Source organism: Patescibacteria group bacterium (assembly GCA_018819405.1).
Classification (GTDB): Bacteria; Patescibacteriota; Patescibacteriia; order UBA1558; family GWA2-36-10; genus XYD1-37-29.
Genome location: JAHJQF010000001.1, coordinates 896,918 through 921,889, shown reverse-complemented (window position 1 = coordinate 921,889; position 24,972 = coordinate 896,918). Strand labels below are relative to the sequence as shown.

23 protein-coding genes are annotated in these 24,972 nt (G+C 32.2%); 21 read left to right on the top strand and 2 right to left on the bottom strand.

Translation table 11 applies throughout. From position 1 onward, the window contains the following. Positions 1–41 precede the first annotated feature (41 nt). The 4 genes from KKH39_04730 (at position 42) to KKH39_04715 (ending at position 7,487) form a co-directional block, all read left to right on the top strand. Positions 42–2,234 (top strand): O-antigen ligase family protein, encoded by a 2,193-nt coding sequence (locus KKH39_04730; protein MBU1203316.1) that lies wholly within the window; start codon positions 42–44, stop codon positions 2,232–2,234. 17 nt (positions 2,235–2,251) lie between these two features. After that, on the top strand, positions 2,252–2,920 hold the full coding sequence (locus KKH39_04725) for a hypothetical protein (protein ID MBU1203315.1): 669 nt from the start codon (positions 2,252–2,254) through the stop codon (positions 2,918–2,920). A 7-nt stretch (positions 2,921–2,927) separates the two neighbouring features. Next, the gene (locus KKH39_04720; GenBank protein ID MBU1203314.1) at positions 2,928–4,907 is read left to right on the top strand and encodes an O-antigen ligase family protein; all 1,980 of its coding nucleotides are present in this window, start codon (positions 2,928–2,930) and stop codon (positions 4,905–4,907) included. Between the two features lie 117 nt (positions 4,908–5,024). Continuing rightward, positions 5,025–7,487 carry an O-antigen ligase family protein gene (locus KKH39_04715; GenBank protein ID MBU1203313.1) on the top strand — a complete coding sequence of 821 codons (2,463 nt, stop codon included), beginning with the start codon at positions 5,025–5,027 and terminating at the stop codon, positions 7,485–7,487. Position 7,488: 1 nt separating this feature from the next. On the opposite strand, the gene KKH39_04710 is transcribed toward KKH39_04715, so the two are convergent. After that, complete coding sequence (locus tag KKH39_04710) at positions 7,489–7,938, bottom strand: hypothetical protein (protein MBU1203312.1); 450 nt, start codon at positions 7,936–7,938, stop codon at positions 7,489–7,491. 60 nt (positions 7,939–7,998) lie between these two features. After that, positions 7,999–9,210 (bottom strand): glycosyltransferase family 4 protein, encoded by a 1,212-nt coding sequence (locus KKH39_04705; protein ID MBU1203311.1) that lies wholly within the window; start codon positions 9,208–9,210, stop codon positions 7,999–8,001. A gap of 71 nt (positions 9,211–9,281) precedes the next feature. On the opposite strand from KKH39_04705, the gene KKH39_04700 reads away from it, so the two are divergent. The 17 genes from KKH39_04700 to KKH39_04620 all read left to right on the top strand — a co-directional run bounded on the left by KKH39_04700 (position 9,282) and on the right by KKH39_04620 (position 24,969). Further along, positions 9,282–10,430 carry a glycosyltransferase family 4 protein gene (locus KKH39_04700; GenBank protein ID MBU1203310.1) on the top strand — a complete coding sequence of 383 codons (1,149 nt, stop codon included), beginning with the start codon at positions 9,282–9,284 and terminating at the stop codon, positions 10,428–10,430. A gap of 26 nt (positions 10,431–10,456) precedes the next feature. After that, the gene (locus KKH39_04695; GenBank protein ID MBU1203309.1) at positions 10,457–10,744 is read left to right on the top strand and encodes a GIY-YIG nuclease family protein; all 288 of its coding nucleotides are present in this window, start codon (positions 10,457–10,459) and stop codon (positions 10,742–10,744) included. A gap of 122 nt (positions 10,745–10,866) precedes the next feature. Then, complete coding sequence (locus tag KKH39_04690; protein MBU1203308.1) at positions 10,867–11,979, top strand: glycosyltransferase family 4 protein; 1,113 nt, start codon at positions 10,867–10,869, stop codon at positions 11,977–11,979. A 76-nt stretch (positions 11,980–12,055) separates the two neighbouring features. Further along, positions 12,056–13,252 (top strand): glycosyltransferase family 4 protein, encoded by a 1,197-nt coding sequence (locus KKH39_04685; GenBank protein ID MBU1203307.1) that lies wholly within the window; start codon positions 12,056–12,058, stop codon positions 13,250–13,252. After that, the gene (locus KKH39_04680) at positions 13,249–13,965 is read left to right on the top strand and encodes a polyprenol monophosphomannose synthase (GenBank protein ID MBU1203306.1); all 717 of its coding nucleotides are present in this window, start codon (positions 13,249–13,251) and stop codon (positions 13,963–13,965) included. Before KKH39_04685 ends, KKH39_04680 begins: the two co-directional genes overlap by 4 nt. Positions 13,966–14,221: 256 nt before the next feature. Beyond that, positions 14,222–15,259, top strand: coding sequence for a glycosyltransferase family 4 protein (locus tag KKH39_04675; protein ID MBU1203305.1), 1,038 nt, complete (start codon positions 14,222–14,224; stop codon positions 15,257–15,259). Between the two features lie 4 nt (positions 15,260–15,263). Beyond that, a complete protein-coding gene (locus tag KKH39_04670; GenBank protein ID MBU1203304.1) occupies positions 15,264–16,334 on the top strand; it encodes a glycosyltransferase family 4 protein in 1,071 nt (356 codons plus the stop codon). Beyond that, positions 16,331–16,885 (top strand): class I SAM-dependent methyltransferase, encoded by a 555-nt coding sequence (locus KKH39_04665; GenBank protein MBU1203303.1) that lies wholly within the window; start codon positions 16,331–16,333, stop codon positions 16,883–16,885. Before KKH39_04670 ends, KKH39_04665 begins: the two co-directional genes overlap by 4 nt. Positions 16,886–16,897: 12 nt before the next feature. After that, a complete protein-coding gene (locus KKH39_04660; GenBank protein MBU1203302.1) occupies positions 16,898–17,533 on the top strand; it encodes a class I SAM-dependent methyltransferase in 636 nt (211 codons plus the stop codon). After that, positions 17,534–18,682 carry a glycosyltransferase gene (locus KKH39_04655; GenBank protein MBU1203301.1) on the top strand — a complete coding sequence of 383 codons (1,149 nt, stop codon included), beginning with the start codon at positions 17,534–17,536 and terminating at the stop codon, positions 18,680–18,682. A 103-nt stretch (positions 18,683–18,785) separates the two neighbouring features. Then, complete coding sequence (locus KKH39_04650) at positions 18,786–19,760, top strand: GDP-mannose 4,6-dehydratase (GenBank protein ID MBU1203300.1); 975 nt, start codon at positions 18,786–18,788, stop codon at positions 19,758–19,760. Between the two features lies 1 nt (position 19,761). Next, positions 19,762–20,841, top strand: a complete 1,080-nt coding sequence (locus KKH39_04645) for a glycosyltransferase family 4 protein (GenBank protein MBU1203299.1) — start codon at positions 19,762–19,764, stop codon at positions 20,839–20,841. After that, entirely contained in the window at positions 20,834–21,652 is an 819-nt protein-coding gene (locus KKH39_04640; protein ID MBU1203298.1) for a glycosyltransferase family 2 protein, read from the top strand. The genes KKH39_04645 and KKH39_04640 overlap by 8 nt, the downstream gene beginning before the upstream one ends. Before the next feature lie 4 nt (positions 21,653–21,656). Then, a complete protein-coding gene (locus KKH39_04635) occupies positions 21,657–22,553 on the top strand; it encodes a hypothetical protein (protein MBU1203297.1) in 897 nt (298 codons plus the stop codon). After that, entirely contained in the window at positions 22,528–22,869 is a 342-nt protein-coding gene (locus KKH39_04630; GenBank protein ID MBU1203296.1) for a cupin domain-containing protein, read from the top strand. Before KKH39_04635 ends, KKH39_04630 begins: the two co-directional genes overlap by 26 nt. Further along, positions 22,856–24,445: a hypothetical protein gene (locus tag KKH39_04625; GenBank protein MBU1203295.1), complete on the top strand. Its 1,590-nt coding sequence runs from the start codon at positions 22,856–22,858 to the stop codon at positions 24,443–24,445. The genes KKH39_04630 and KKH39_04625 overlap by 14 nt, the downstream gene beginning before the upstream one ends. Beyond that, positions 24,424–24,969: an HAD hydrolase family protein gene (locus tag KKH39_04620; protein MBU1203294.1), complete on the top strand. Its 546-nt coding sequence runs from the start codon at positions 24,424–24,426 to the stop codon at positions 24,967–24,969. The genes KKH39_04625 and KKH39_04620 overlap by 22 nt, the downstream gene beginning before the upstream one ends. Positions 24,970–24,972: the final 3 nt, after the last annotated feature.

Below are 24,972 nucleotides of genomic sequence, written 5' to 3'. Positions count from 1 at the left end.
CGGGGCTTTATTTTTGTCTTATTTTAAGCTATTATATAGTTATGAATTTAGAGAAAATAAGAAACTATTTACTTCTAATACCGGCCATTTTGCCGCTTGTTTTTACTTCTTTTACGTTCCAGCCCTGGCATTTTGGCAAGACGATTTTGTTTGTTATTTTAGTTGATATTATTGTGGTTTTAGTTGTTATAGATTTTTTGAGAAGAAAGGAATTAGAAATTAGATCATTTGATAGATTGGATATATCCATTTCTATTTTATTTGGTATATTTTTATTGTCGAGTATTTTTGCTTTTGATGTAGAAAGAGCATTTTTTGGTACCATGGTTCGGGCAAACGGATTTATAATACTCATTCATTTTTATATTTATTATTTATTACTCAGGCAATTTTTTGTTATTCAAGACTGGATTAGGATTTTCAGGATCATAGCAGTGGTTGGGTTTTTATCTATTATCATTGCTTGGTTGGGGCCTATGATCCCTTTGTTTGAGGGCATAGTAGTTGGAGGATACAGTCGTTTAAATGGAATATTTGGTAATTCTATATTCTTAGCTTCTTATTTGTGGAGTTTTATCTTATTAATTTGTTTGGCTATATTCAAAGATAAATATTCCAAAAATTGGCAATACTTTTATTATTTGAATCTTATATTCAGTGTACCGACTATCTTTGCTTCTGGTTCCAGAGGCGCTGTATTAGCTTTTTTTGTAGCGCTATTATTTTTATTTATTGGCTGTATATTGCTTTTTAAAAATAAAAAGATAAAGACGGTAGGAATAGCGGCATTATTAATAATGGTTAGTATAGTAGCTTATCTTTATTCTCCATGGGGTAGTACGGTCAGACAGCATCTCCCAGCCACTATAGCTCAAATTTTTAATTTATCAGTAGACAGTTTAGGAGCCAATACCCGACTTATGGCTTGGGATATAGCTTGGCAGGGATTTTTGAATAGGCCTATTATGGGTTGGGGGCTTAGTAATTTTCAACATACTTTTGATAAATTTTACAACCCCGATTTTTTGGATTATGGCTTAGGAGAAACTGTTTGGGATATACCCCACAACGAATTTTTAGAAGTTATGGTCTCTGGTGGTATCTTTGCAATGTTGTCAGTTTTGTTTATTATAATATTGGTATTCAAAAGAATTTATACTCTTATTTTTAAGGAAAATAAATTTTTGTTTATTCTGATGGTATCAGTTGGTGTGGCTTACATAATTCAAGCTATGTTTGTTGCGGAGACATCAAATACTTTATGGGGGTTGACTATTCTTTTAGCTGGATTACAGTATGGGCAAGGAGAGAAAAAAGAATTTAGGAAGAATGTGTATAAGAATTTTTTAGGTGCAATCTTACTATGCCTCGCAGTATTGTCCTTATTTTGGAGCTGTAGCACATTAAAAATGTCCAATAATTTACTCGCCGTCAGAAATTATGCGGAAACTGGTGAGATTGTAAAATGGCAGAGCCAGGCAAAAAATGCTTTGGAGTATAAAGGTTCTTATGATTGGGAGCAATCCATTCATGTATCTGTAGACTTATTAAAATTTGATAGAAGCTTAAGATCTGTAGTAGATCTATCTGAAATAACTGATGATTTAATTTTAGTTTTAGAAGACAAAAATAATAGTTTGGGGGATAATTATTTGATAAATTTTTGGTTAGCTAGACTTTATGGCGATAAAGGGGAATATGGAGCAGGTAATATTTATTTTGAAAAAGCTTTAGAGCACTTAGAAAAGGCTAAAACTTTTAATAATGATCATCAGTATGTAGTTTTTCTTGAGTCCAGATATTTATTATCTTTACAGAGAATAGATGAAGCGGAGAATGTACTGCGTGATTTGATAAAACAGGATGATATGTTGGCCGAACCACACTGGCTCTTGGGAGCTGTTTTATTTGCTAAGGATGATTTGTCTCAGGCAGCACTTTTTTTTGAACAAGCCATTGATTTAGGTTTTGAACTAAGTAAGAAAAATAATATATTGTTTTTGATTGACATATACGCTGAACTTGAAGAATATGAAAAAATAGTGCCTTTATATGAGTTGTTGATACAGCGTGAACCAGATAGCGCGGATTGGTATGCTAGGTTGGCGGCTGTGTATGTAGCCATTGGCAATGAAGATAAAGTAGTGGAATATATATATAAGGCAGTGGAAATTGATCCAAGCTTAGTAGAGGAAGCGAAAGCTTTTTTGGAACAAAATAATATAAAATTATAATTAATTTAATTATGAGTATGAAAAAAATAGGATTTATATTGTTAGTATTAATAGTGGCTGTATTAATGGTATTTTTTATAATCAGAGATAGAGACAGTGGAATTATAGGGGAGCAGCGTATTATCGAGTTATCAGGCGATGATAGGACGACAGAATCTATAGCAGAGCTAAAAGAACTTAATAACTCCTCATATAATGAAGAGGAGGCTATTGGGCACTTTATCAAAATGGGTTTTTCCTGGAAATCAATAGCAGACGTGACCAAAGATAATCAGGATTATCAATATGCCATAGAAGCTTATAAAAAGGCAGAAGATTTGGCAGGCGACACTAATATTTTGCCTATAAATAATATAGGCCTTATTTATGAGATTTTAGGGGATTATGCTTTGGCAGAAGAGCAATATTTGAGAGCCCTTGATATAAGCCCAGCAGAATTTGATACCAATAAGAGATTATTTGATTTATATCGTTATAAATTGGATAAAAGTCCAGAAGAGATAATTGGTTTATTGGACAGAGCCTTGGCCAGAGCTGTAGAAAAAGCGCCATTATTACAATTGAAGGCTGGTTATTTAAAAGATACGGGTGATTACCAAGGAGCTTTGGATATTTATGAAAGTTTAGTAGATAATTATCCACAGTTTCAAGTATTTATAGATGAATTAGAAGATAAATTAAAATAATTTTTTGATGTTTAATAAGCAAAAAATTCTTTTGCTAATAAAAATTTTACTATTTGCTATATTAGCGATGCCTTTGATAGTGGATGCTAAAGTTATTTTTCCTTTTATCTTTACAAAAGTTATTTATTTTAGGGTTTTAGTAGATTTGGCTTTTATTTTTTATTTAATTTTAGTTTTAAAATACAAAGAATATTTACCGTGCTTTAATTTTTTTACTATTAGTGCTTCTTTGTTTTTACTATTAGCTATAATAGTCTCTTATTTTGGAGTAGATTGGAATTTTAGTTTTTGGGGTGGTCACGAGCGAATGGATGGCCTATTTTCCTTGCTGCATTATTTTATTTTTACTATTTTACTGATTACTATATTTGGTGAGAAAGACTGGTACATCTTTTTGCGTTCTCTTTTGGTAGTTTCTATTTTTGTACTACTAAAAGGATTTTATGAAGCTCAAACATTGGGAGTATCTAGAGTCTCTGGTACTCTAGGCAATCCAATATATTTTGGTGAATATTCTTTATTTTTATTTTGGTTTAGTATTTTGTTTTCTTTTTTAACCAAGATAAAATGGGAAAGATATAGCGCCTATGCCTTAGCCTTTTTATCAATATTGGGTATTTTTGTTTCAGGTAGCAGAGGACCATTTTTGTCTTTGGTTTTAGGGCTTGCTGTGTTTTCTTTGTTTTATATCTTTATAGCCAAAAACAAACAGATTAAGTTTTCCTTTTTGGGAATTATCATCATTGGCATATTTTTGGTTTTGGGAGGTATATTTTCACCAGAAAATGTTTTGATAAAAAATATTCCCATTGTAAATAATCTTTCAGATATAAAAAATCTTGGGGAAACAGTCTCTAATCGTATTTTGGCAGCTGATATTGCTCTAGAATCTTTCAAGGAAAGACCTCTGGGTTGGGGTTTTGCTAATTTTTCTACAGCTTTTCATCTGCATTACAAGGCAGAATTTTTGCGTCGTGGTTGGGGGGACACTTTTTTTGATTCAGCTCATAACTATTATTTGGATATTTTAGTGGGCTTGGGTATTTTGGGTGTTGCTTCTTTTTTATCTATTTTTGTTTTAGCTATTATCAAGTTAATTAGAGAAATAAAGCAATCGCAATATAAAATATTTTTTAGTTTACTTTTGGCTTTGGTAATTTCTATACTAGCTCAATTATTTTTTTCCTTTTTACATCCAGCTTTTTATTTTTGGTTATTTTTATCTTTGGCTTTTGTAGTTTATGCTAGCTATGGTCACAAACAAAATGAGATAGAGATGTCGCAGACAAAGATATGGTTAGTAAATATTTTGGCTTTATTACTAATAGTATTTTCATTGTGGTCACTTTTTTATGGTAATATCAAAACTTATCAAGCCAATCGTCTTGATGATAAAGTCAGGGTGTTAATTCAGTATCGAAATATTGTAGAGGCCATGGAGCTGACAGAAGATAGTTTGGATTCCATGGGGCCAATGCATAGAGAGATAGTTAGAGACTATATAAAATATTGGATAGGAGCTAGCGTCAGTGCAGAGCAAAAAGAAGACTATGTAAGTTTGTTGTATTCTTTAGAAGAAAGAGTAGATAATAATTTGCAAAACTATAATCCAAACAATACTTTTGATTATTTATTTTTGTTGCGGGTAAATATTATTTTAAATATTTTTGAAGACAGAACAAAAAAAATAGAATCGGTTTTTGCTAGAGCTAGTCAAGTCAGTGACAAAAAACAAGAACTCAATTTTTTGTATTTTAATTATTTAATACAAGAGGAAAGAATTGATGAAGCTAAAAGTTTAATGGAAAAAATTATTAATGATGATCCAGAGCTTTATTATGGCTATTGGTACTTAGCTAAAATTTATATATTTTTGGGAGATATAGAATTGGCCTATGATTACTACCAAAAGGCGGTTGATAGAGGATTTTTACCTGGTGAAGATGATCAGGGTATAGTAGATCTTTTATTAGATAAAATAGATTAGTACTATATCATATCTTTATTAGATAAAATTATCTATAAAACATAGAAACATGTTTAATGGGTTTGATAAAAATAGAGGAAGATCTAAGGAGTGGGCTAATGAATAATTTATAGAATTATGTTAGTAAAAAATTTGGATAATATGATTGAAAAGGTTATTAAATTACTAATGCCGATTATTTTCTTTTTGCCTTTGTTTATAAGTAGTGATTTTTATTTTCCTTTTATTGGACCACGCAATTTTTTGTTTAGAATAATGGTTACAGTTATTCTCGGTCTTTATCTTTTTCTTTTTATACGCCAACCAAAAAAATATAAACCACTTAAAAGTAATATCTTAGTAGCTTATTTAGTCTTGGCATTTATTTTGACAGTTTCCAGTCTAATAAATAGGGATTTTCTTTTTAGTTTTTGGAGTAATTATGAAAGGATGGATGGTCTGGTTACTCTTTATCATCTTTTGGCGTTTTTTGTTGTGATTTTGGGCTTATATTATCGCAAAAAAGGCTGGTTGCTTTTGCTTCGGACTACAGTCTTTGTCTCATTTTTGGTTTCTTTTGTAGCCCTTGGTCAATTTTTTAATTTTGGTTTTTTCTTTGCTCAAGAGTCTGGTAGAGTATCAGCTTTTTTTGGTAATCCTGCATATCTAGCTACTTATGCTTTATTTCATTTTTTCTTTGCCCTGTATTTTTTTCTAAAAGAGAGGTTGAGTATTTTGCGTTTTGAGTTGGTCAGTTTTTATATTTTAGATATATTGTTGATATTTTCTCTTTTTAGCAATATCGTTGGATCGGATAGTAATATTTTTTCCTTTTTGAAAAATTTTATGATGGCTATGTTTTTTATAATACCTCAGATATTTCTGAATATAAATTGTTATTATCAGGATAAAAAAATAAAAAAAATAAGTAGTAAATATTATTTTCTGGTAATAGCTTTTTTAAATTTTCTGGCCATATTTTATAGTCAAACCAGAGGAGTGATAGTGGGGTTGGGGTTGGCTGTTTTGTTTGTTTTATTTTTTTTACTTTTATCAAAAAAAGTTTCCACGCAATATAAAAGAATATCAGCCTTATCTTTATTGTTGTTGCTGGTGATGACCACTGTATTTTTTGTGTCACGGGATAGCAAATATATACAGCAAACTCCTACTTTAGGAAGAATTGCCAGTATATCTATCAATGATACAACAACCCAATCTCGTATTTTGACTTGGAGTGCATCTCTGCATGGCCTAGTTGAAAAGCCTGTTTTGGGTTGGGGGGAAGAAAATTATTACAAAGTTTTTAATAAATATTTTCCTACAGAAATACTTAGAGAGTCTGATTCCAGAGTTTGGTTTGATAGGCCTCATAATATATTTATTCAATACGCTATAAGCGGAGGTTTGCTTGGCCTACTGGCATATTTGTCTATTTTTATTTTTGCTTTTAAATCTTTATATCTTTATTACAAAAAAACCAATGATATTCAAACTTTTTTGCTTTTTAGTTCTTTGATTATTGCTTATTTGGTACAAAACTTTTTTGTGTTTGACAGCCTAAACAGTTATATACCATTGGTATTATTTTTGGCAATTATTATTTTTATTAGCCACAAAGAAAATAAAATAAATTTTGATTTGCAATTTCCCAAGAGGCGACCATATTTGCCCGCTATATTGGTTTTTATTTTGGTGATTTCACTCGGTGTTTATCTGACTGTGCCAAGAGCTATGGCCAATCGTAATTTTTTTACAGTTTTTAGTAAAATGCGTTATCAAGACGTTTTTTCATTTTCCTATCAAAATCATTTGGATTTTATAGAGCATATAAATAAGTATTATCTTGGGAAGTTTGAAGGTAGACAGCTTTATGGGGAATATGTGGAAAATCTTTTGTCTAAAGATAATATCTATATTAATGACAGACAAAAGGCACTGAATTTAGCCGAAGAGCAATTGCTATTAAATTGGCAGAGCCAGCCGGCCAGTGTGCGTTCTGATAGTTTTTTGATAAATCTGTATCTAAAGGCAGGTTATGAAATCAATCCTTTGTATAATCAGAAAAATATAGATTTTATAAACAAAGTATTACCATATAGCCCAAGCAGAACTAGATTATATTATGCTCTGGGTAATTCCTATATAGGGGTTGGTAATTATCCTGAGGCTGTAGCTCAATTTGAGAGAGCTAGAGATATGTCGCCATATATATTTGAGTCATACTTTCATTTACTTGTAGCTTATTTGTATGCAGGGGATTTGGAGGCGGCTAGTCAGTTGGTAGCTCAAATGGAAGAAAATCTAGCTCAGTTTTATACACAGGTATTAAAAAACACGCCCTTAGACGCTGATATAAAGGTATCTGCTCACTTGGGTCAATTGGCTGATGTCTATGTTTCCTTTGCTTATTTAGATGAGGGTATAGATTTATTGGAAGAGTCTTTGATAAAGTATCCAGCTCAGAGTAATTTTTTGGCCAAGCTAGCCCTCTATTATCATCAGCTTGGCCAAGAAGAAAAATCTGCCCAGTATTTGGGCAGACTTCGCGTATTGGATCCGCTGTATGCAGAGGAGATTAAAAAATTATATTTAAAATAGTTTAAGTATTGTTGGGAAAAGGCTCTAGTGACATAATAGTTTGAGTTTCTTTTTTTGATATTACCTTTTTATTTTCCAAAATTTTTACTAAAGTACCCAATTTTTTATCTTCTTTTCGGATGGTGACTATTAGATCGCCTTTTAGATCAAGTAGTTTTTCGTCCAAATATTCTTTGCTGACCATTGTTGTTTCAATTTTATTGAGCCGTTGGTCTATTTTCTCAAAACGTTGGTCTATTTTCTCAAAACGCTGGTCTATTTTCTCAAAACGTTGGTCTATTTTCTCAAAACGCTGGTCAATGCCATTGAAACGTCCTTCGTTGTCGTCGGCAAAAATATTAATAGCACCAGCTAATTTATCAAGATTTGCGCTATTTTTGTTGACCTTTTTATCCAATACTTGTATGGCCTTTAGTATCTGTTGATTAGTAATCTCACTTTTCTTCTTCATAGTTTTTTGTTAATTATTTAGGTTAATTCATTATAAGTCATAGCTTATTTACTTGTCAAATTAGAACAATCCTAAGTATATTTTTTCTGTTTTTTCCAGAGTATTTGTAAGGTTAAAATTGTTTTTTATATTCTGATAATTTTGATGAGCTATGTTATTGGCCAATTCATTGTCAGATGACATTTTTTCCATGGACTCAACCAGTGATAGGGGATCGGCTGGGCTGACAAGCAGACCTGTTTTTTGATCAGTAATTATTTCAGATATTCCACCTACTCGGCTAGCGATAGTAGGTACTTGGGCCAATCCAGCTTCCAAAATTGTAAATGGCAGACCCTCTTTGACTGATGGCAGAACAAAAATATCAAAAGCAGGAAGATATTTATAGGCATTATCAATTTGTCCCAAAAATTTTATATAATTTTCTACACCCTGGTCTTTGGCCAATTTTTTTATATTTTCCATTTCTGGTCCGTCACCAATTAGTGCCCAGTTATAATTTTTTATAATAGGTGAATCTTTGGCCAGTAGCATTTTGATAGCCTCTATCAGATATTGATAGCCTTTGGTCGGATAAAAACTGGCAATAGTACCAAAATATTTTTTGTCAGGATTCAGGCTCAGTTTTTTTAGGGCTTCTTTTTTTTCATAAAAATTGTATTTGTCAAAATCAAGTCCATTATGAATAGTAATCATCTTAGCGTCAGGAGTGATTTTGTTTTCTATGGCGCTTGCTTTGTCATAATCTGAAACGGTAATTATGACATTTTGGATAGCAGTAGAAAATTTTTCAGAAAATCTGTAGAGTTTTTTTCTGGTTTTGGAAAGTGGCTCATTGAAGACAAAACCATGGGCAGTATAAACAACTCTTATTTTTGTGTTGATTGGATTGCTAGCGTATAGTCTGGCAGCTAATGCGCCGAGTAGTCCGGTTTTGGAACTATTGAGATGTATGATTTCGTACTGTTCCTTATTGAGTAATTTATAAATGTCTATCATTGCTAGATAGTCTTTGCTCAAATCTATATTTCTGACCAGATATGGTAGTTCTATTGTTTTGATGTCCAGCTTTTTGGCACTATTTAAAAATCTTTGGTCATCAGTAGAGCTTTTCCCATGGGCAATGTGTATTTCATTGTGCTTTTTGAAATAGCCAGCCATTTGCAGGACATATTTTTGGGCACCGCCCCATTTGGTCTGGGTGACCAAATATAGGATTTTTTTGCCTTCTAAATGTGGTGTATTTTTAGCATTTTCGCTAATTTTAGTCATTTTTTTGGTTGATTTATTTTGTAAATACTGGTATAATTTTATAGTATTTATTAGTCTAAAGCAAGCGTTTTATGAAGAAAATTCTTATTTTTTCTCTGGCCTACCATCCATATGTTGGCGGAGCAGAAGTAGCAATTAAAGAAATTACTGATAGGTTGCCAAATTATGAGTATTATATGATTACCAATCAGTTTGATGCTACTTGGTCCAAAGAAGAAAAAATTGGCAATATTAATGTCCGTCGTATTGGTAATGGTAAAAAATGGGACAAATATATTTATCCTTTCAGGGCAACTATTTATGCTATCAATTTGAATAGAATTATAAAATTTGATTTTGCCTGGTCTATGATGGCTTTTTATGCCGGTCTGGCAGCTTTACTTTTTAAGTATAACACAAAAGTCCCATATCTACTTACCTTGCAGAGCGGAGACAGTGACGCATTTTTGAGAAAAAGAACTTGGTTTTGGGATTATTATTACAAACGTATTTATCGTGAACCAAAAGTAACTCAGGTAATTTCCAAGTGGCTTGGCGAAAGATCACGCCGGATGGGTAATAAAGGTGAAATATTACTCGTGCCAAATGCGGCTGACTTGAATGTTTTCAAAAACACTCTTGATCAAGACGGTATTGCCAAGATTAGAGAGGAACTAGGAGTGCAGATTGATCAGACTATGATTGTCACCACCTCTAGATTGGTTTTAAAAAATGGAATAGATGATTTGATAAAAGCTGTTCATTTTCTGGTTTACAAAATGGGTATCAATACTAAGCTTGTTATTTTTGGTTCTGGACCTGATGAGCAAAAACTTCGTAATTTGGCTGTTGAAAAAAAAGTCACTGACAATGTTTTGTTTATGGGCTATACCGATTACAAAAAATTACCGCCTTATGTAGAGTCAGCTGATATTTTTTGTCGTCCGTCATTGTCTGAAGGCTTTGGTAATTCTTTTGTAGAAGCTATGGCAGTTGGTACGCCCATCATTGCTACTAGAGTCGGTGGTATTCCTGATTTTTTACAAGACGGTCAAACTGGATTATTTTGTGAAGTCAGAAATCCGGCTTCCATTGCCGAGGCAGTATCTAAATATGTCAAAAATCCAGAGCTTTACAAATCAATTGTCCAGCGTGGTCAGGAATTAGTAAAAGAAAAATATTCTTGGGATAAAGTAGCTAGTCAGATGGATAGAGTTTATCAAAGAATGTTGGGAAAATAATTTACAATTAAATATGAAGAAAAGCGATGAGACAATATTTTGTTTATATTTTGGCTAATCATAAACAGGGTACATTATATACAGGAGTAACAAATGATTTAATTGTTAGAGTATGGCAACATAAAGAAAAACTAGATAATAAATCATTTACATCACGATATAGTATCAATAAATTAGTATATTATGAAATATATGAAGATGCTTATGAAGCTATATCTAGAGAAAAGCAAATTAAAGCGGGGTCAAGACAGAAAAAGATTGATTTAATAGAAAAATATAATAAAAATTGGGCTAATTTATATAATAAATTGTAATATTTGTCATTGCGAGCCCGAAGGGCGTGGCAATCTAAAAGCTTGTAGATTGCTTCGTCTCCGCCAGCTGGCGGATCCTCGCAATGACAAAAGGATAAATTTAATAATTAATTTCTAACGGGGTGAAAATAGTGATAGCAACAGGAATTTTTGTGCCAGAGCTTGGTGGCCCAGCTACTTATGCTCCCAATATTGCCAGAGAATTTATAAAAATGGGGCACAAAGTAGAAGTACTTACTTATTCTGACAAGGCTAGGTATGATTTTGACAGTGGTTTTGGCTACCCTGTTTTTAGGATAAAACGAGCCAATAAATTGCTTAATTATTGGAGATATTTTCAAAAGCTTCAAAAAATAGCCAAAAACGCCGATATTATATATAGTTTTGATCATTTTAGTGCCGGTATTCCTACAGCTTTATTTTGCCGTATTTATAAAAAGCCATTTTATATTAGGGTCGGTGGTGATTTTATTTGGGAAAGATATTTGGATATGACAGGTGCCTTGGTTACTTTACATGATTTTTATAAACGAGGTATTCATAAGCAAGCAGAAAATTTTAGGTTCAAAATCATAAGATTTATTTTCAGGCAGGCTACGGGCATTATTTTTACTACTAGTTTCCAAAAAGAAATTTTTAAAAAATATTATGAATTAGCAGATAACAAACTTTTTATTATCAAAAATCCAATTGTCTTATCAGATGCTATTGTCAGAGAGCAAGTCAGTAAAGAAATAATTTTTTCAGGACGCTTTATTCACAAAAATAATATATTGAATTTTATCAGAGCCTTTCATGATATTCATGATCATTCATACACTTTGGTACTCATTGGTGAAGGGCCTCTCAAAAAAGATATACAAAATTTAATTGCTGAGCTTGGTGCCGATAATATTCACATGGAAGAAAAACTTTCTCGTCAGGATTTGAAAAAAAGAATTGCCAATGCCTATCTGCTAGTCTGGCCGTCACTGACTGATATCAGCCCCAATTCAATGCTTGAAGCAGTCAGTCTCAATGTGCCAATACTAAGTACCAGTGAAATTGGTTTTTCTTGGTTGCGTGATAAGATTAGAACTTTTGATCCATTGAGTTATCAGGATATGACTAGGGCCATTGATGAACTGCTTGATGAAAAAGTTTACCAAGATTATACAAAAGTTATTTCAGAGCTTAATTATGATTATTCTTATAATCAGGCAGCCAGAGATACTATAACTATTTTTGCTAAATAAAATTTACCCCGTTAGAAATTCACTCTAGCAGGGGAGATTGGCAAAATAATAAATAAATGATTATATATTCCACTTTATGGAAAAAGTAGAGCAAAAAATAATTTCTAATGGGGTGATAGATTTGAAAGACATTTCAATATTAATGATTAGTTTTGATACTGGGCTCTTAAATAGCTCTAGTAGTGGGGACTCTATTAGCCGTCATCGAGAGTATGCCAAGAGCCTCAAACGTCTGGATATCATTGTCTTGGGTAAAACCAATAATTCCGGCAGTATTTTATCTGACAATCTTCAGGTCTATGGAGTGGGCAACAAATTTTTGTCTTTGTATCAAGCTTGGGTTTTGGCCAAAGATTTGATGAAAAAAAACAAATATGATTTGGTTGACACTCAGGATCCTCATTTGACTGGGCTTTTGGGCATGTTTTTAAAAAAGAAATACAAAATAAAATTTGAGCTTCATTTTCACGGTGATTTTTGGGACAATCCACGCTGGTTAGCCTTATCTTTTAAACATCGCATTTTCAATATTTTGCAGAAAAAAACAGTCAAAAATGCTGATGCTATCAGGGTAGTAAACAAAAAAATAAAGGAAAAGCTGGTTTTTTCAGGTATTAATGAAAGTAAAATACAGGTGATTAATACCCCGGTTGATACGGAAAAATTTGTATTGGACCTAGATAACCAGCAGATATCCGATATAAAAAATAAATATTCCAATAAAAAAATAATACTTTTTGTCGGTCGTCTGGTGCCAGAAAAAAATCTCACTTTCCTTTTGGAGCTCATTAAAGAACTGAAAGAAAAAAGAAATAATTTTGTTTTGCTTTTGGTTGGCGAGGGCACAGAGCATGACAAATTAATAAATTTTGTTAATCAAAATGATTTGCAGGATTTGGTATTTTTTTTGGGAGCCAAAGAGCATAATGAATTATTGGTTTATTACCAAGCCGCTTATTTATCTATTCTCTTGTCAGTTAGTGAGAGTTTTGGCAAAGTGATTATTGAATCAGGTTTGTCTGCTACACCTACTTTGGCATCCAGATCACTAGGTCCTTCAGCTATTATAGAAGATGGTCAAAATGGCTGGCTGGTGGATATAAATGATTTGGAAAATACTACTGCTAAATTAGTATACCTCTTGGATAATGAAGATTTGGTAAAATTAATTGGTATCAAAATCAAACAGGAGTTTGCCGATACTTATAGTCGTGGTCGGACATTTGGTCAGGTAAAAGACTTTTGGTTTAAAATAGTAAATAATCAGTTATGAAATACTTGGTAGTTATACCAACCTATAATGAAAAAGAAAATATATCTGATTTGATAATAGCTATCAAAAATTTGTCCTTGTCTTTGGATATTTTGATAGTTGATGATAATTCTCCAGACAATACAGCCGGCCTGGTAGAAAATTTGCAAAATAAATATAGTGATAGTTTATTTTTAAAAAAACGTCCTGGTAAGCTAGGTCTTGGTTCAGCCTATCAAGAGGCATTTGAGTTTGCTAGAGAAAAAAAATATGATTTTGTGATATCTATGGATGCTGATTTTTCTCACAATCCAAAAGATATTATAAAGTTGGTAGAGCAAAGTCAAAATTTTGATATAGTGCTCGCTTCTAGAAAAATAAAAGGTGGCCAGATTGTAGGTTGGAACGCTTGGCGTCATTTGACCAGTAATGGTGCTATGGCAATTTCTAGATTGATATTGTCATTAAATACAAAGGATGTCACTGCTGGATTCAAGTGTTACAATAGAAAGTTTTTGGATTTTCTGAAAGACAAAAAAATAAAAAGCAATGGTTATGCTTTTCAGATTGAGATGATATATATTGCTGAAAAAAATAATTTTAGGATAAAAGAAATACCTTCGGTATTTTTGGATAGAGAAAAAGGAAAATCAAAGTTGTCCGCCAAAGATGCTATAGAATTTTTTATTAACGTTTTTAAATTAAGATTTACCCCGTTGAATAAATTTAAATAACTGTAAAATATGTACTTGATATATTATTTATTATTTATAAAATTTAGAAAGTTGGATATATTTTTTAATAATTTAAATTTAATATTTAAGTTTAGCTTAAATATTATTCAACGGGGTAAAAAAATATGAGTCCCGTTAGAAATTCACGGGGCAATAGGTTATAATTATAAATGATTATTTATATAGTTGATAATAAAATAATTTGCTAATAGGTATTATTTTTTACAAAAGTTTAACAAAATAAATTTCTAACGGGATGAGACTACTGATGATTACTAGAAAGGTAGATAAAGACGATGGTTTGGCCGGTTTTAGTTTTAATTGGGTCAAAAAATTGGCTAATAATATAGAAAATCTGGATGTGATTTGTCTGGAAAAGGGGAATATAGAAGGCCTACCTGACAATGTGTCTGTATATTCTCTGGGCAAAGAAAACGGCAAAAATCGTCTTAGGGAATTTTGGCGTTTTCAAAAACTAGCTATCAAACTAGTACCTCATGTTGATGGAGTGTTTGCTCATCAAAATCCTGAATACGGGTTGCTCATTTCTTTTTGGACCAAGCTTTTTAGAAAAAGATTAATTGCTTGGTATGCTCATGGATCTGTATCAATGCGTCTTAGATTGTTAAATTTTTTGGCCGACAAAATAATAACATCTACCCCTTCTGGTTTTAAATTATCTAGTAATAAGTTAATTATTCTCCACCAGGGGATTGATACTGAAATGTTTGCTTATACAAATAAGGTCAGCGATGGTACTTTAAAATTTTTATCTGTTAGTAGAATATCTTCTACCAAGAATATTCATCTGATGATTGATTTGGTAAGGGAGTTAAAGTTAGAATATAACAAAAAAATTATTTTTAATATTATTGGTGAATCTAGTTTGGGTAGGGATAAAAAATATTTACAAAAATTAAAAAAACAAGTTTTAGATCAAGGTTTAGACGCTGATGTCAGATTTTTAGGTTCAGTAGCTAATTATAAAACACCTGAACATTATCAATGGGCCGATGTATTTTTGAATTTTAGTAATACTGCTAGTTTAGATAAAACAATTTTAGAAGCTATGAGTTGTGGTACTTTAGTACTTACTTCCAATGAATCAGCTAAAGTTATTCTTAGCAAGATAAATAAAGCACTATGTTTGGAAGATATGAGCAAAGCTAGTAGTAAGATATTAGAGATAGAGGTTTTAGATAGAGATGCTTTGGGCAAAAAATTGAGAGAAGTAGTAAAAAATGAACATGGCCTGGATGATTTAATGAAAAAAATTATTTTTCAGTTTAGATAATATTATGAAAATATGTTTTCTTACTAATAATTTAGATACTCAGAATGGAGGTGGGCGTTTTTCTTATGAATTGATTGAACATGTCAGAAAAAATATTGATGATGTTGTAATTTTGACTACCGTCAGTAGCGGCTACGACAAAGAGCATAGCATTTTATCTACCAGTAAAATAAAATTGTTATTTTCTATTTTTAAAATTAGGAAAATAATTAAGCAATGTGATATTATTTATGCTTTAGACGGTTTCCCTTACGGTATTATTGGGGTTTTGACTAGTTTAGGCTTGAAGAAAAAAATAATTATTACGGCTATTGGTAGTGGCTCTATTCGGCCTTTATATGGCAAATGGAATTTTCTACTTACTTGGGCTTATAGAAGGGCTGATGTTGTCACGGCTATTAGCAGCTATACAGTAAATGAAATTAATAAAAAGATAGATATAGATATAAAAATAATTACACCCGGTATAAGTTATCAGTATTTTCTTGATAGCTATAATCAGGTCGATGACTCGGCTCTCAAATATAAACCATACATCCTTACTGTCGGCCGTTTTAAGAAAAGAAAAGGGCAATTGTTGAGCCTAAAAGCTTTTGCAAAAATTGCCAAAGAATTTCCGGATTTAAAATATGTATTTGTAGGTTCCAGCCGTAGTGCTTATTATCAGCAGGTAGCGGATTTGTCTAGGAAGTTTAGTTTGGAAAATAGAGTTATATTTAAGGAAGCAATTAACGATAATGAATTAGTATCATTTTATAAAAATGCTGAACTGTTTATTTTGTTGCCTCAGAATGTAAATTTTGACATTGAGGGTTTTGGATTGGTATATCTTGAAGCAGCCGCGTTTGGTTTGCCAGTGATAGGCGCCTTGCGAAGCGGAGCTACTGATGCTATATTAGATAAGCAAAATGGTTTTTTAGTAGAACCACAGGACGTTGATGAAGCCGCCGAAAAAATGAAACTCATTTTGGAAGATTCTAAGCTCAGACATAATTTTAGCCATAATTCTATAGTCTTTGCCAAAAGCCTTGATTGGTCAACAATAATAAAAAAATATTTGAATATTTTGAAATGAATAAGAAAAAAATAGCAAATCTCCTCCAGAAATATTTTTCCAATGTTTGGTATTACTATTTATATTATAAAGCGGCTAAAAAAATTGGTTATAATAATAAACAGAAAAATGATGCTTTTGCCAGGTTGCTGGAATTAAGCAAAGATAAAAAATGTCTGCAGATAGGTGTACGGCGTAAAAAATTCAGCCAAAATTGGGTAAGTGTTGATTTGTATGACAAGTCTGATTGTATAGATTATAATTATGATATACATGATTTAAAATTTGTTGACAATACTTTTGATGCAGTAGTCTGCAATGCAGTTCTAGAGCACGTAGAGAATCCCCAAAAAGCGATTAGTGAGTTACACAGAGTTTTGAAGCCGGGAGGTTTAATTTGGGTAGAAGTGCCTTTTAATCAGCCGTATCATGGATCGCCAAATGATTTTTGGCGCGTTACACTTGCTGGGATTCGTATTTGGCTTTCGGATTTTGAAGAAATATCCGCTGGATATTTTTCTCCGACCAAGAGCCCAATTCACAACGGAGTTTATTTTAATGGAAAGAAATAAAATTATAAAATTATGCTAATAAGAAAAATTTTAAAAAAGATTGGTATTTTACCAAAACAAGCTCGTCGTTATAGTCAGTTGTATACTATAATTGATAAAATTCAACCTAAAAAAATAATGGAGATAGGTACTTGGAACGGTAAGCGGGCTATTTCTATGATTGAAGAAGCCAAAAAATATCATAATAAGGAGGAAATCCATTATTATGGGTTTGATTTATTTGAAGATTTATCAAATGAAGAATATGAGCGCGAGTTATCAAAAAAACCGCCAAGTAAGCAGATAGTCAATGATGCTATTTCACATAGCGGAGCTAATATACATTTGTATCAAGGCAATACCATGGAAGTTTTGCCGGCCGTAGCTTCTGAATTACCTAAAATGGATTTTGTTTATATAGATGGTGGTCATAGTTTGACTACTATAGAAAGCGATTGGCTCAACACTATCAAAGTTATGGATAAAAATACCGTAGTGGTTTTTGATGATTACTGGGTCAATAGAGAAGACGGCGGTTGTAAGCCTATTGTGGACAAAATTGACAGAACAATTTTTGATGTAGAAATTTTACCTATTACAGATAAATTCAATAATTCTGATTTTGGTAAATTGGTAATCAGGTTTGCCAAAGTTAGTTTCAAAAAATAAATGTCCGAGAGTAAAGATTTTTTTTATATTGCCAATGTCCGTTTACCTAGTGAACGGGCAAATAGTTTGCAAATTGCCAAGATGTGTGAATCTTTTGCCAAGGCAGGAGCGAATGTATGCCTTGTGGCTCCCAAAAGAAAAAATAACATAAATGAAGACGTTTTCTCTTATCACAAAGTAAAAAATAATTTTAAAATTATTTATTTACCTAGCATAGATTTGGTTGGTAAGGTTCCCAAGCTTGGTTTTTGGCTACAGAGTTTGACATTTTCCATATCGGTCAGAAAGTATCTTAAAAAAAAATATAAAGGATCAGTTATATATACACGCGATGAATATTTGCTTCCTTTTTTGCAAAGATTGAACTGTAGAATTTTTTGGGAGGCACATGCCTTGCCCAAAAATATAAAATTTTACCTTAAATACTTGAGTAAGTGTGAAAAAATTTTTGTTTTGACAAAAACAATAAAAAATAGATTGATTAGTTTGGGCATTAATTCTACAGATATTTATGTCTCTCCTGACGCGGTGGATTTGTCTATTTTTGATATTCTTTTTTCCAAAGATAAGGCTAGAGAAAAATTTAAGTTGCCCCAAGATAAAATTATTTTAGGATATACAGGCAGTCTCACTACCAAAGATATGGATAAAGGTGTTTCGTGCATTCTTAGAGCGTTGTCTTATCTGCCACACGAAATTTTGTTTTTAGCAGTCGGAGGAAATGGAGAAGATATAAAAAAATATAAACAAAAGACAGCGGACTTAGTTATAGATGAAAGGGTAATTTTTTTACCCAAAGTAAGTCAGTATGATTTAGCTATTTATCAAAAGGCTTTTGATATATTACTTATGTCCTTCCCTAATAAGGAACATTTTGCTTATTATATGTCTCCACTAAAAATGTTTGAGTACATGAGTGCTAAGCGTCCCATAATCACTTCTGATTTGCCTTCAATAAGAGAAGTATTGACCGAAAAAAGCGCCATTTTTTTTAGACCGGACGACCCAAAAGATTTGGCTGAAAAAGTCAGTATGATATTGTGTAATAGCAAATTAGCTGAAGAAATATCGGAGCGGGCTTATCTTGATGTACAAAATTATAGCTGGGATAAAAGGGCAAAGAAAATTTTGGAAGTTATTAATTTTTAGATTGACTAAGAGCTGCAAAAATGGTATTTTTTAACTTATATTATCAATACATTCAGACTTATTTTATATAATAAAGTTGAGGGATAAAAGTAAATAAAAATTTATGAAAAAAGCGTTGATTACCGGAATTACCGGTCAGGATGGGGCCTACCTAGCAAAATTTTTATTGTCCAAAGATTATAAAGTCTATGGTTTAATTAGGAGGATTGTCAATCGTGATTTTTCCAATTTGGTTTATTTGGGCATTGATAAAGACATTGACTATATTGACGGCGACCTCACCGATGAAGCGTCGCTTATTCACGCTATTAAAACAATCAGACCGGATGAAGTTTATCATTTGGCCGCTCAATCTTTTGTTGGCACTTCTTGGGATCAGCCAATTGTGACCTCAGAAATAAATGCTATTGGCACTTTAAAATTATTGGATGCCATTAAACATCATCATCCTTCGGCCAAGTTTTATCACGCCGCTACCAGTGAAATGTTTGGCAACAGCAATTTTGACGGCATTCAAACTGAAGACACACCATTTCACCCGCGCAGTCCTTATGCCATTTCCAAACTTTTTGCTTATTGGATGACGGTAAATTATAGGGAAAGTTTTAGTATGTTTTGCGTCAATGGCATTTTGTTCAATCATGAATCGCCCATTAGAGGCAAGGAGTTTGTTTCTAGAAAAATTACCGACGGAGTAGCCCGCATCAAGCTGGGCTTGGCAAATGATATTAAGTTAGGCAATTTAGATAGTAAAAGAGATTGGGGCTTTGCTGGCGATTATGTAGAAGCAATGTGGTTGATGATGCAGCAGGATGAGGCCGATAATTATATAATCTCTACCGGTCAAACGCACAGCATTAGAGATTTTTTGGATATTGCTTTTAAATGTGTTGGCATTAATAATTGGCAGCCATATGTGAAGATAGATCCCCGCTTTAAAAGGCCAGCTGAGCTTTTTACTCTGCAAGGTCAAAATAGTAAAGCTAGGGAAAAATTGAGTTGGAAACCAAAAGTGAATTTTGAGGAATTGGTCAAAATGATGGTTGAAGCTGATCTTGAGAGGCTAGGTAAAAAATAAAATGAAAGTCACTGTTATTACCAATAATATAGATAGTTTCAGCGGCTGGGGAGTTTATTCTTTGGCTATTGTAAATGGTCTCAAAAATCTTGGTTTAGATCTACGGGTAATAACCGAGAAAAAAAATATGCGCCCGCTTACGGGGGCGTTTAGTTTTTTTTATAATATATATAAAATCAAAAAAATGTCGTCATCAAGTGACGTGGTGCATGCTTTTGACGGATGGCCATATGCGGTTTATGCTTATTTTGCAGTTTTAGGGACAAATAAAAAATTTTTTATAAATGGCGTTGGTACTTATTCAGTAGCACCTATGGGCAGTTTTGTAAAAAGATTTTTTTTAACTTTGGCTTATAAAAGAGCACAAAAGATTTTTTGTATTAGTAACTATACTAAAAGGAGAATTTTGGAAAAAATAAAGTTGGACAATTTAGAGGTAATACTTTTGGGCAAGCCGCAGATAACTGGAACGTCCGAAGAAATTATTGGCAAATACAAAATAAGATATAATTTAATAGAAAAGAATTACCCTATTTTTTTGACAGTAGGCGCCGTCAAAAAACGTAAAGGCCAATTGTATACTTTGAAGGCTATTTCAAAAATTATAAAGCAATACCCTGATTTCCGTTATTTTATTTTAGGATCAGGACAAGACAAAATTTATGTTGATTCAATAAAGCAATATATTGAAGAGAAAAACATATCAGATAATGTTTTATTTATTAATAATGCCGATGAGGAAGAGTTACTATTTTTTTATTCCATAGCTGACATATTTTTGTTAAATTCTATAAATGACAAGGAACATTTTGAAGGATTTGGTTTGGTTTTTTTGGAAGCGGCTAGTTTTGGTTTACCGGTTATTGGGAGCAAAGGTTGCGGAATCGAGGATGCTTTGTTTGATGGTTATAATGGATATTTGGCAGAGCAGAAAAATAGTGAGGATATTTATGAAAAAATAATAAAAATATTGGAAGGGGATATAAAAAAAATTGGTGAAAACTCCAAGGAGTTTGCTTCCAGATTTTCCTGGGAAAATACAGTAAAGGAATATTATAGATATTATAAAGCAAATGGATAAAGATAGAAAAATCAGCATCTCAGTATGTAATATAGTCAAAAATGAGGAAAAACAAATTGGCGGTTTTTTATCATCTTTGGTTAATTTTGCTGATGAAATAATAATAGTGGATACCGGTTCTACAGATAATACTTTGAAGATAATCAATAGTTTTATGGCTAGTCATGGCAATATAAAATTATATGAGTACAAATTACCTGGCGTTTTTCATTATGGCAAAGCTAAAAACTATTCAATTAGCAAAGCGACTAAGGACTATATAATTATTTTAGATACCGATGAAAGATTATCTGAAGATTTCAAGTCTAAAATAAGAGACTATTTGTTGGAGCATGATAATAAAGTTTTTAGGATAAAAAGAGTTGATGAATCAGTGACGCATTTGATAGATAACCCGGAAAGAATATTAAAAAATAATTGTGGGATTTTGTATTGTGAACAGGAAAAAAATAGGGTGCATGAAAATTTGAATTACACGGGGGAGGAAGTAGAAATTTTTGAAGAAATAGTATGGCATCAACAAAGATGGCAACATTATATTTATCGTCCACAAAGAATTTTTCCTCAACTTGAATTGCAGATTGAGAGAACGCCAAAGACAAAAAGTTTTTTTAGACATCTGATTAGGGGTATATGGTATTTTAATTATAGATTCAAGAAACTCTACTTCAAAAGAAAATTATATAAAGATGGTAAGGCAGGTTTTAAATATGCCTTTATTAGAGCTTTTGATGCATTCTTGATACAATTTTTTGTCGGGCTAAAACCACAAGACGGGCAAAAATATTGGAAGGATGAATCAGAAAAATAAGATTATGGCACATAAAAATATTACAATTTTTGCTAACATATTTGTAAATAATCAAAGAAGATTTCAACATTTGAAGGATTCATTTAATTCTTTTAAGGATATATCCGATAATTGGCTGATAAATGTACGAGGTGATCTAAGGGAGGATGTTATAGATTTTTTAAAACAGAGTTTGGGTAATAAAATGGTTTTATTTGAGCTCTTAGATGACAATAGACCTGGAGGTGGTTGGTTTAGAAATGCTTTGGATATGGTGGGCGAGGCTAAACATGATTATATTTTAGTTTGGAATGAGGATCATGTGAATTTAGCACCCCAGGAAGTCTATCCGGAAATAATAAAAGAAATGAAAGAAAATAATGTAGATTACATGATGTATTCCTGGTGGGTCTTTGGAGAATATCGTAAAAATTTTTTAGCTGATAATTTAGAAGAACATGAGTATATAGATACGGTTTATTTGACCAAAAAATTATGGAAACACCAACTAGATAAAGGATATGATAAATATATTATCTCTATGTCCGGTATTTTTAATAAAAAATTTTTAATAAAATTATTAAAGCAAGAGAGGTATAAATTGCCACGATGGATTACTACCAATCTTTTCAGGGTAATGATACTATTAGATAGGTTGGGTTTTAAGTTTAATCATCGCAAATATTACGATTTGATAAATAGATTGATTTTTGGTAAACTGACAAAATGGCAAAACAATTATCCCTTTGAATTGGAAAAGTCGCCTTATCGTTGGGATATTTTGCCAATTAAAATGGGTCTGGCAAAATATGAATTGTTTGCCTGTATAGATGATAATTTGGGTTATCCAGGTAGCGATTTAATTAGTAGAGGTTTATATAAAGAGGATAAAAAATATGATAAAAGAGATACAACACATTGACAAGCCTTGGGGTTATGAAGAAATATTAGAGACCAATGATAAATATACTGTCAAAAGATTAATGATGAAAAATAGTCATCAATGCTCATATCAGTATCACGAACATAAACTTGAAACCATAGTAGCTTTGTCTGGCAAATTAGTTATTATTTATGAAGATAAGGAAGTAATCTTAAATCCGGGAGAAGTTGCTACCATTGAGCCGTTTGAAAAACACCGTATGGCCGCTCGCGAAGGAGATGCTCTTTATTTGGAGTGTTCTACTTCGGAGTTGGATGACGTAGTGAGAGTAGAGGACGATTATGGCCGCAGTTAACTATAAAGTATTGATACCGGCTGCTAGTGCTAGCCGTCATTTGGGAGATTTAGTAAAATATACTAACCATTCTTTGATTAGGATTGGAAAAAAACCCACTTTATCATATATCATAGAAGCTTATCCTAAGGATATAACAATAGTTATAGCTATTGGTTATTTTGGCGAGCAGATAAAGGATTTTGTTAAACTAGCTTATCCTGATAGAAGATTTGAGTTTGTTGAGGTTGATAAATATGAAGGACCGGGCAGCAGCTTGGGTTATTCTATGTTAAAAGCCAAAGATAAACTACAGTGTCCTTTTATATATCATGCCGGGGATACTATAGTTAATGATGAAATACCCAAGCCAGATACTAATTGGATTGCCGGTTTCCAAAGTGACAATACTGCTAATTATGCCTCTCTAAATATTGTGGGTGAAAAAGTAATTCATATTAATGACAAAGGCTCCACCGATTATGGTTATATACATAGTGTGCATATAGGTCTGGTTGGTATTAATGATTATGTTAAATTTTGGACTACTTTGGAGAATTTGTATAGTCAAGATAAAAATAGTCGTACTTTAGGTGATATGGGGGTTATTAATGAAATGTTAGGCAACCAGTCCGTGTTTCATTTTAAGCCGTTTAATTCCTGGTTTGATGTTGGTAATATAGATGCTATTAATCAGGTAAGGAAAAAAATCCATGACCCATTTTTCATTTTGGATAAATTAGCGGAGTCAATTTTTATTTTTGATAATTTTGTTATTAAATTTTTTCATAATAAACAGGACGTAGAAGATAGGGTAGCTAGAGCCAAAATTTTGAAGGCGGTGATACCTGAGATAGAGGGTGTCCAAGGAAATTTTTATCGTTACAAATATGTCGACGGACGATTATTGTCAAGAGTTATTACACCACCGGAAATAAGCAAATTTTTTAAGTGGGCTGAGAAAAATTTGTGGATTGATAGCAATAATAAATTGAGTAGTGAGGAATTTAAAACAAAATGTTATGATTTTTATTATAATAAATCACTAGAAAGAATACAGCAGATGATCCAGAGCGCCAATATTGAAGATAAACAAGATATAATAAACGGCGAAGAAGTCCCCAGTATTAAAGAGATGTTTGAGCAGCTTGATTTTGACTGGTTGACGGATGGTAAATATTCTAATTTTCATGGTGATTTTGTTTTGGATAACATTCTCAAGACCGATAAGGGGTATTGTCTCTTGGATTGGCGTCAGAATTTTGGGGGGCTTTTAGATGGCGGAGACAAATATTATGATTTATCCAAATTCAACCATAATTTGGTGGTTAACCACGATGTGATTAATAATAATCTGTTTACTATAGATATTGATGAATTGGGAAAGGTTAATTGCGATATAATGCGTCGGCATAATTTGGTGGTTTGTCAGGAAACTTTTCATCGTTGGTTAGAAGATAATGATTATGATTTGAAAAAGGTAAAGGCGCTGACAGCTTTAATTTGGCTCAATATGTCGCCATTGCACCATCATCCTTTGAATTTATTTTTGTATTATTTTGGTAAATTAAATTTATGGAGAAGTCTAAAAAAATAATTAAAACACCTAAGTATTTTGTCGTAGATGTAGACGGAGTTCTGACCGACGGGCAGTATCATTATACCAGCGAAGGCAAAGTAATGAAGATTTTTGGTCCGGATGATAATGATGCCTTATGCTTGTTAAAAAGATATTTACAGATTCATATGATTAGTGGTGATAAACGCGGTTTTGATATTACAAAAAAAAGAGTGCAAGAAGATATGAAGTTCCCTTTAGATTTAGTCAGTACTTTTGAAAGAGTAGAATGGATAAAAGAGAGATATCCATTGGAAGAGACTATTTTTATGGGAGACGGGATATTTGATGCTATAGTATTTGATAAAGTAGCTTATAGTATTGCTCCAGCTAATGCTTTTTATACCACAAAAAATAAAGCAGACTTTGTTACTATATCTAAAGGTGGTGATAAGGCGGTTGCTGAGGCATGTTTGCATATTATGGAAAAATTTTTTGAGCCATTTGATCCCTTGAATGTCAAATTAGAAAAAGGAGAAGGGGTTTGGGGGAATAATTTATAGAAT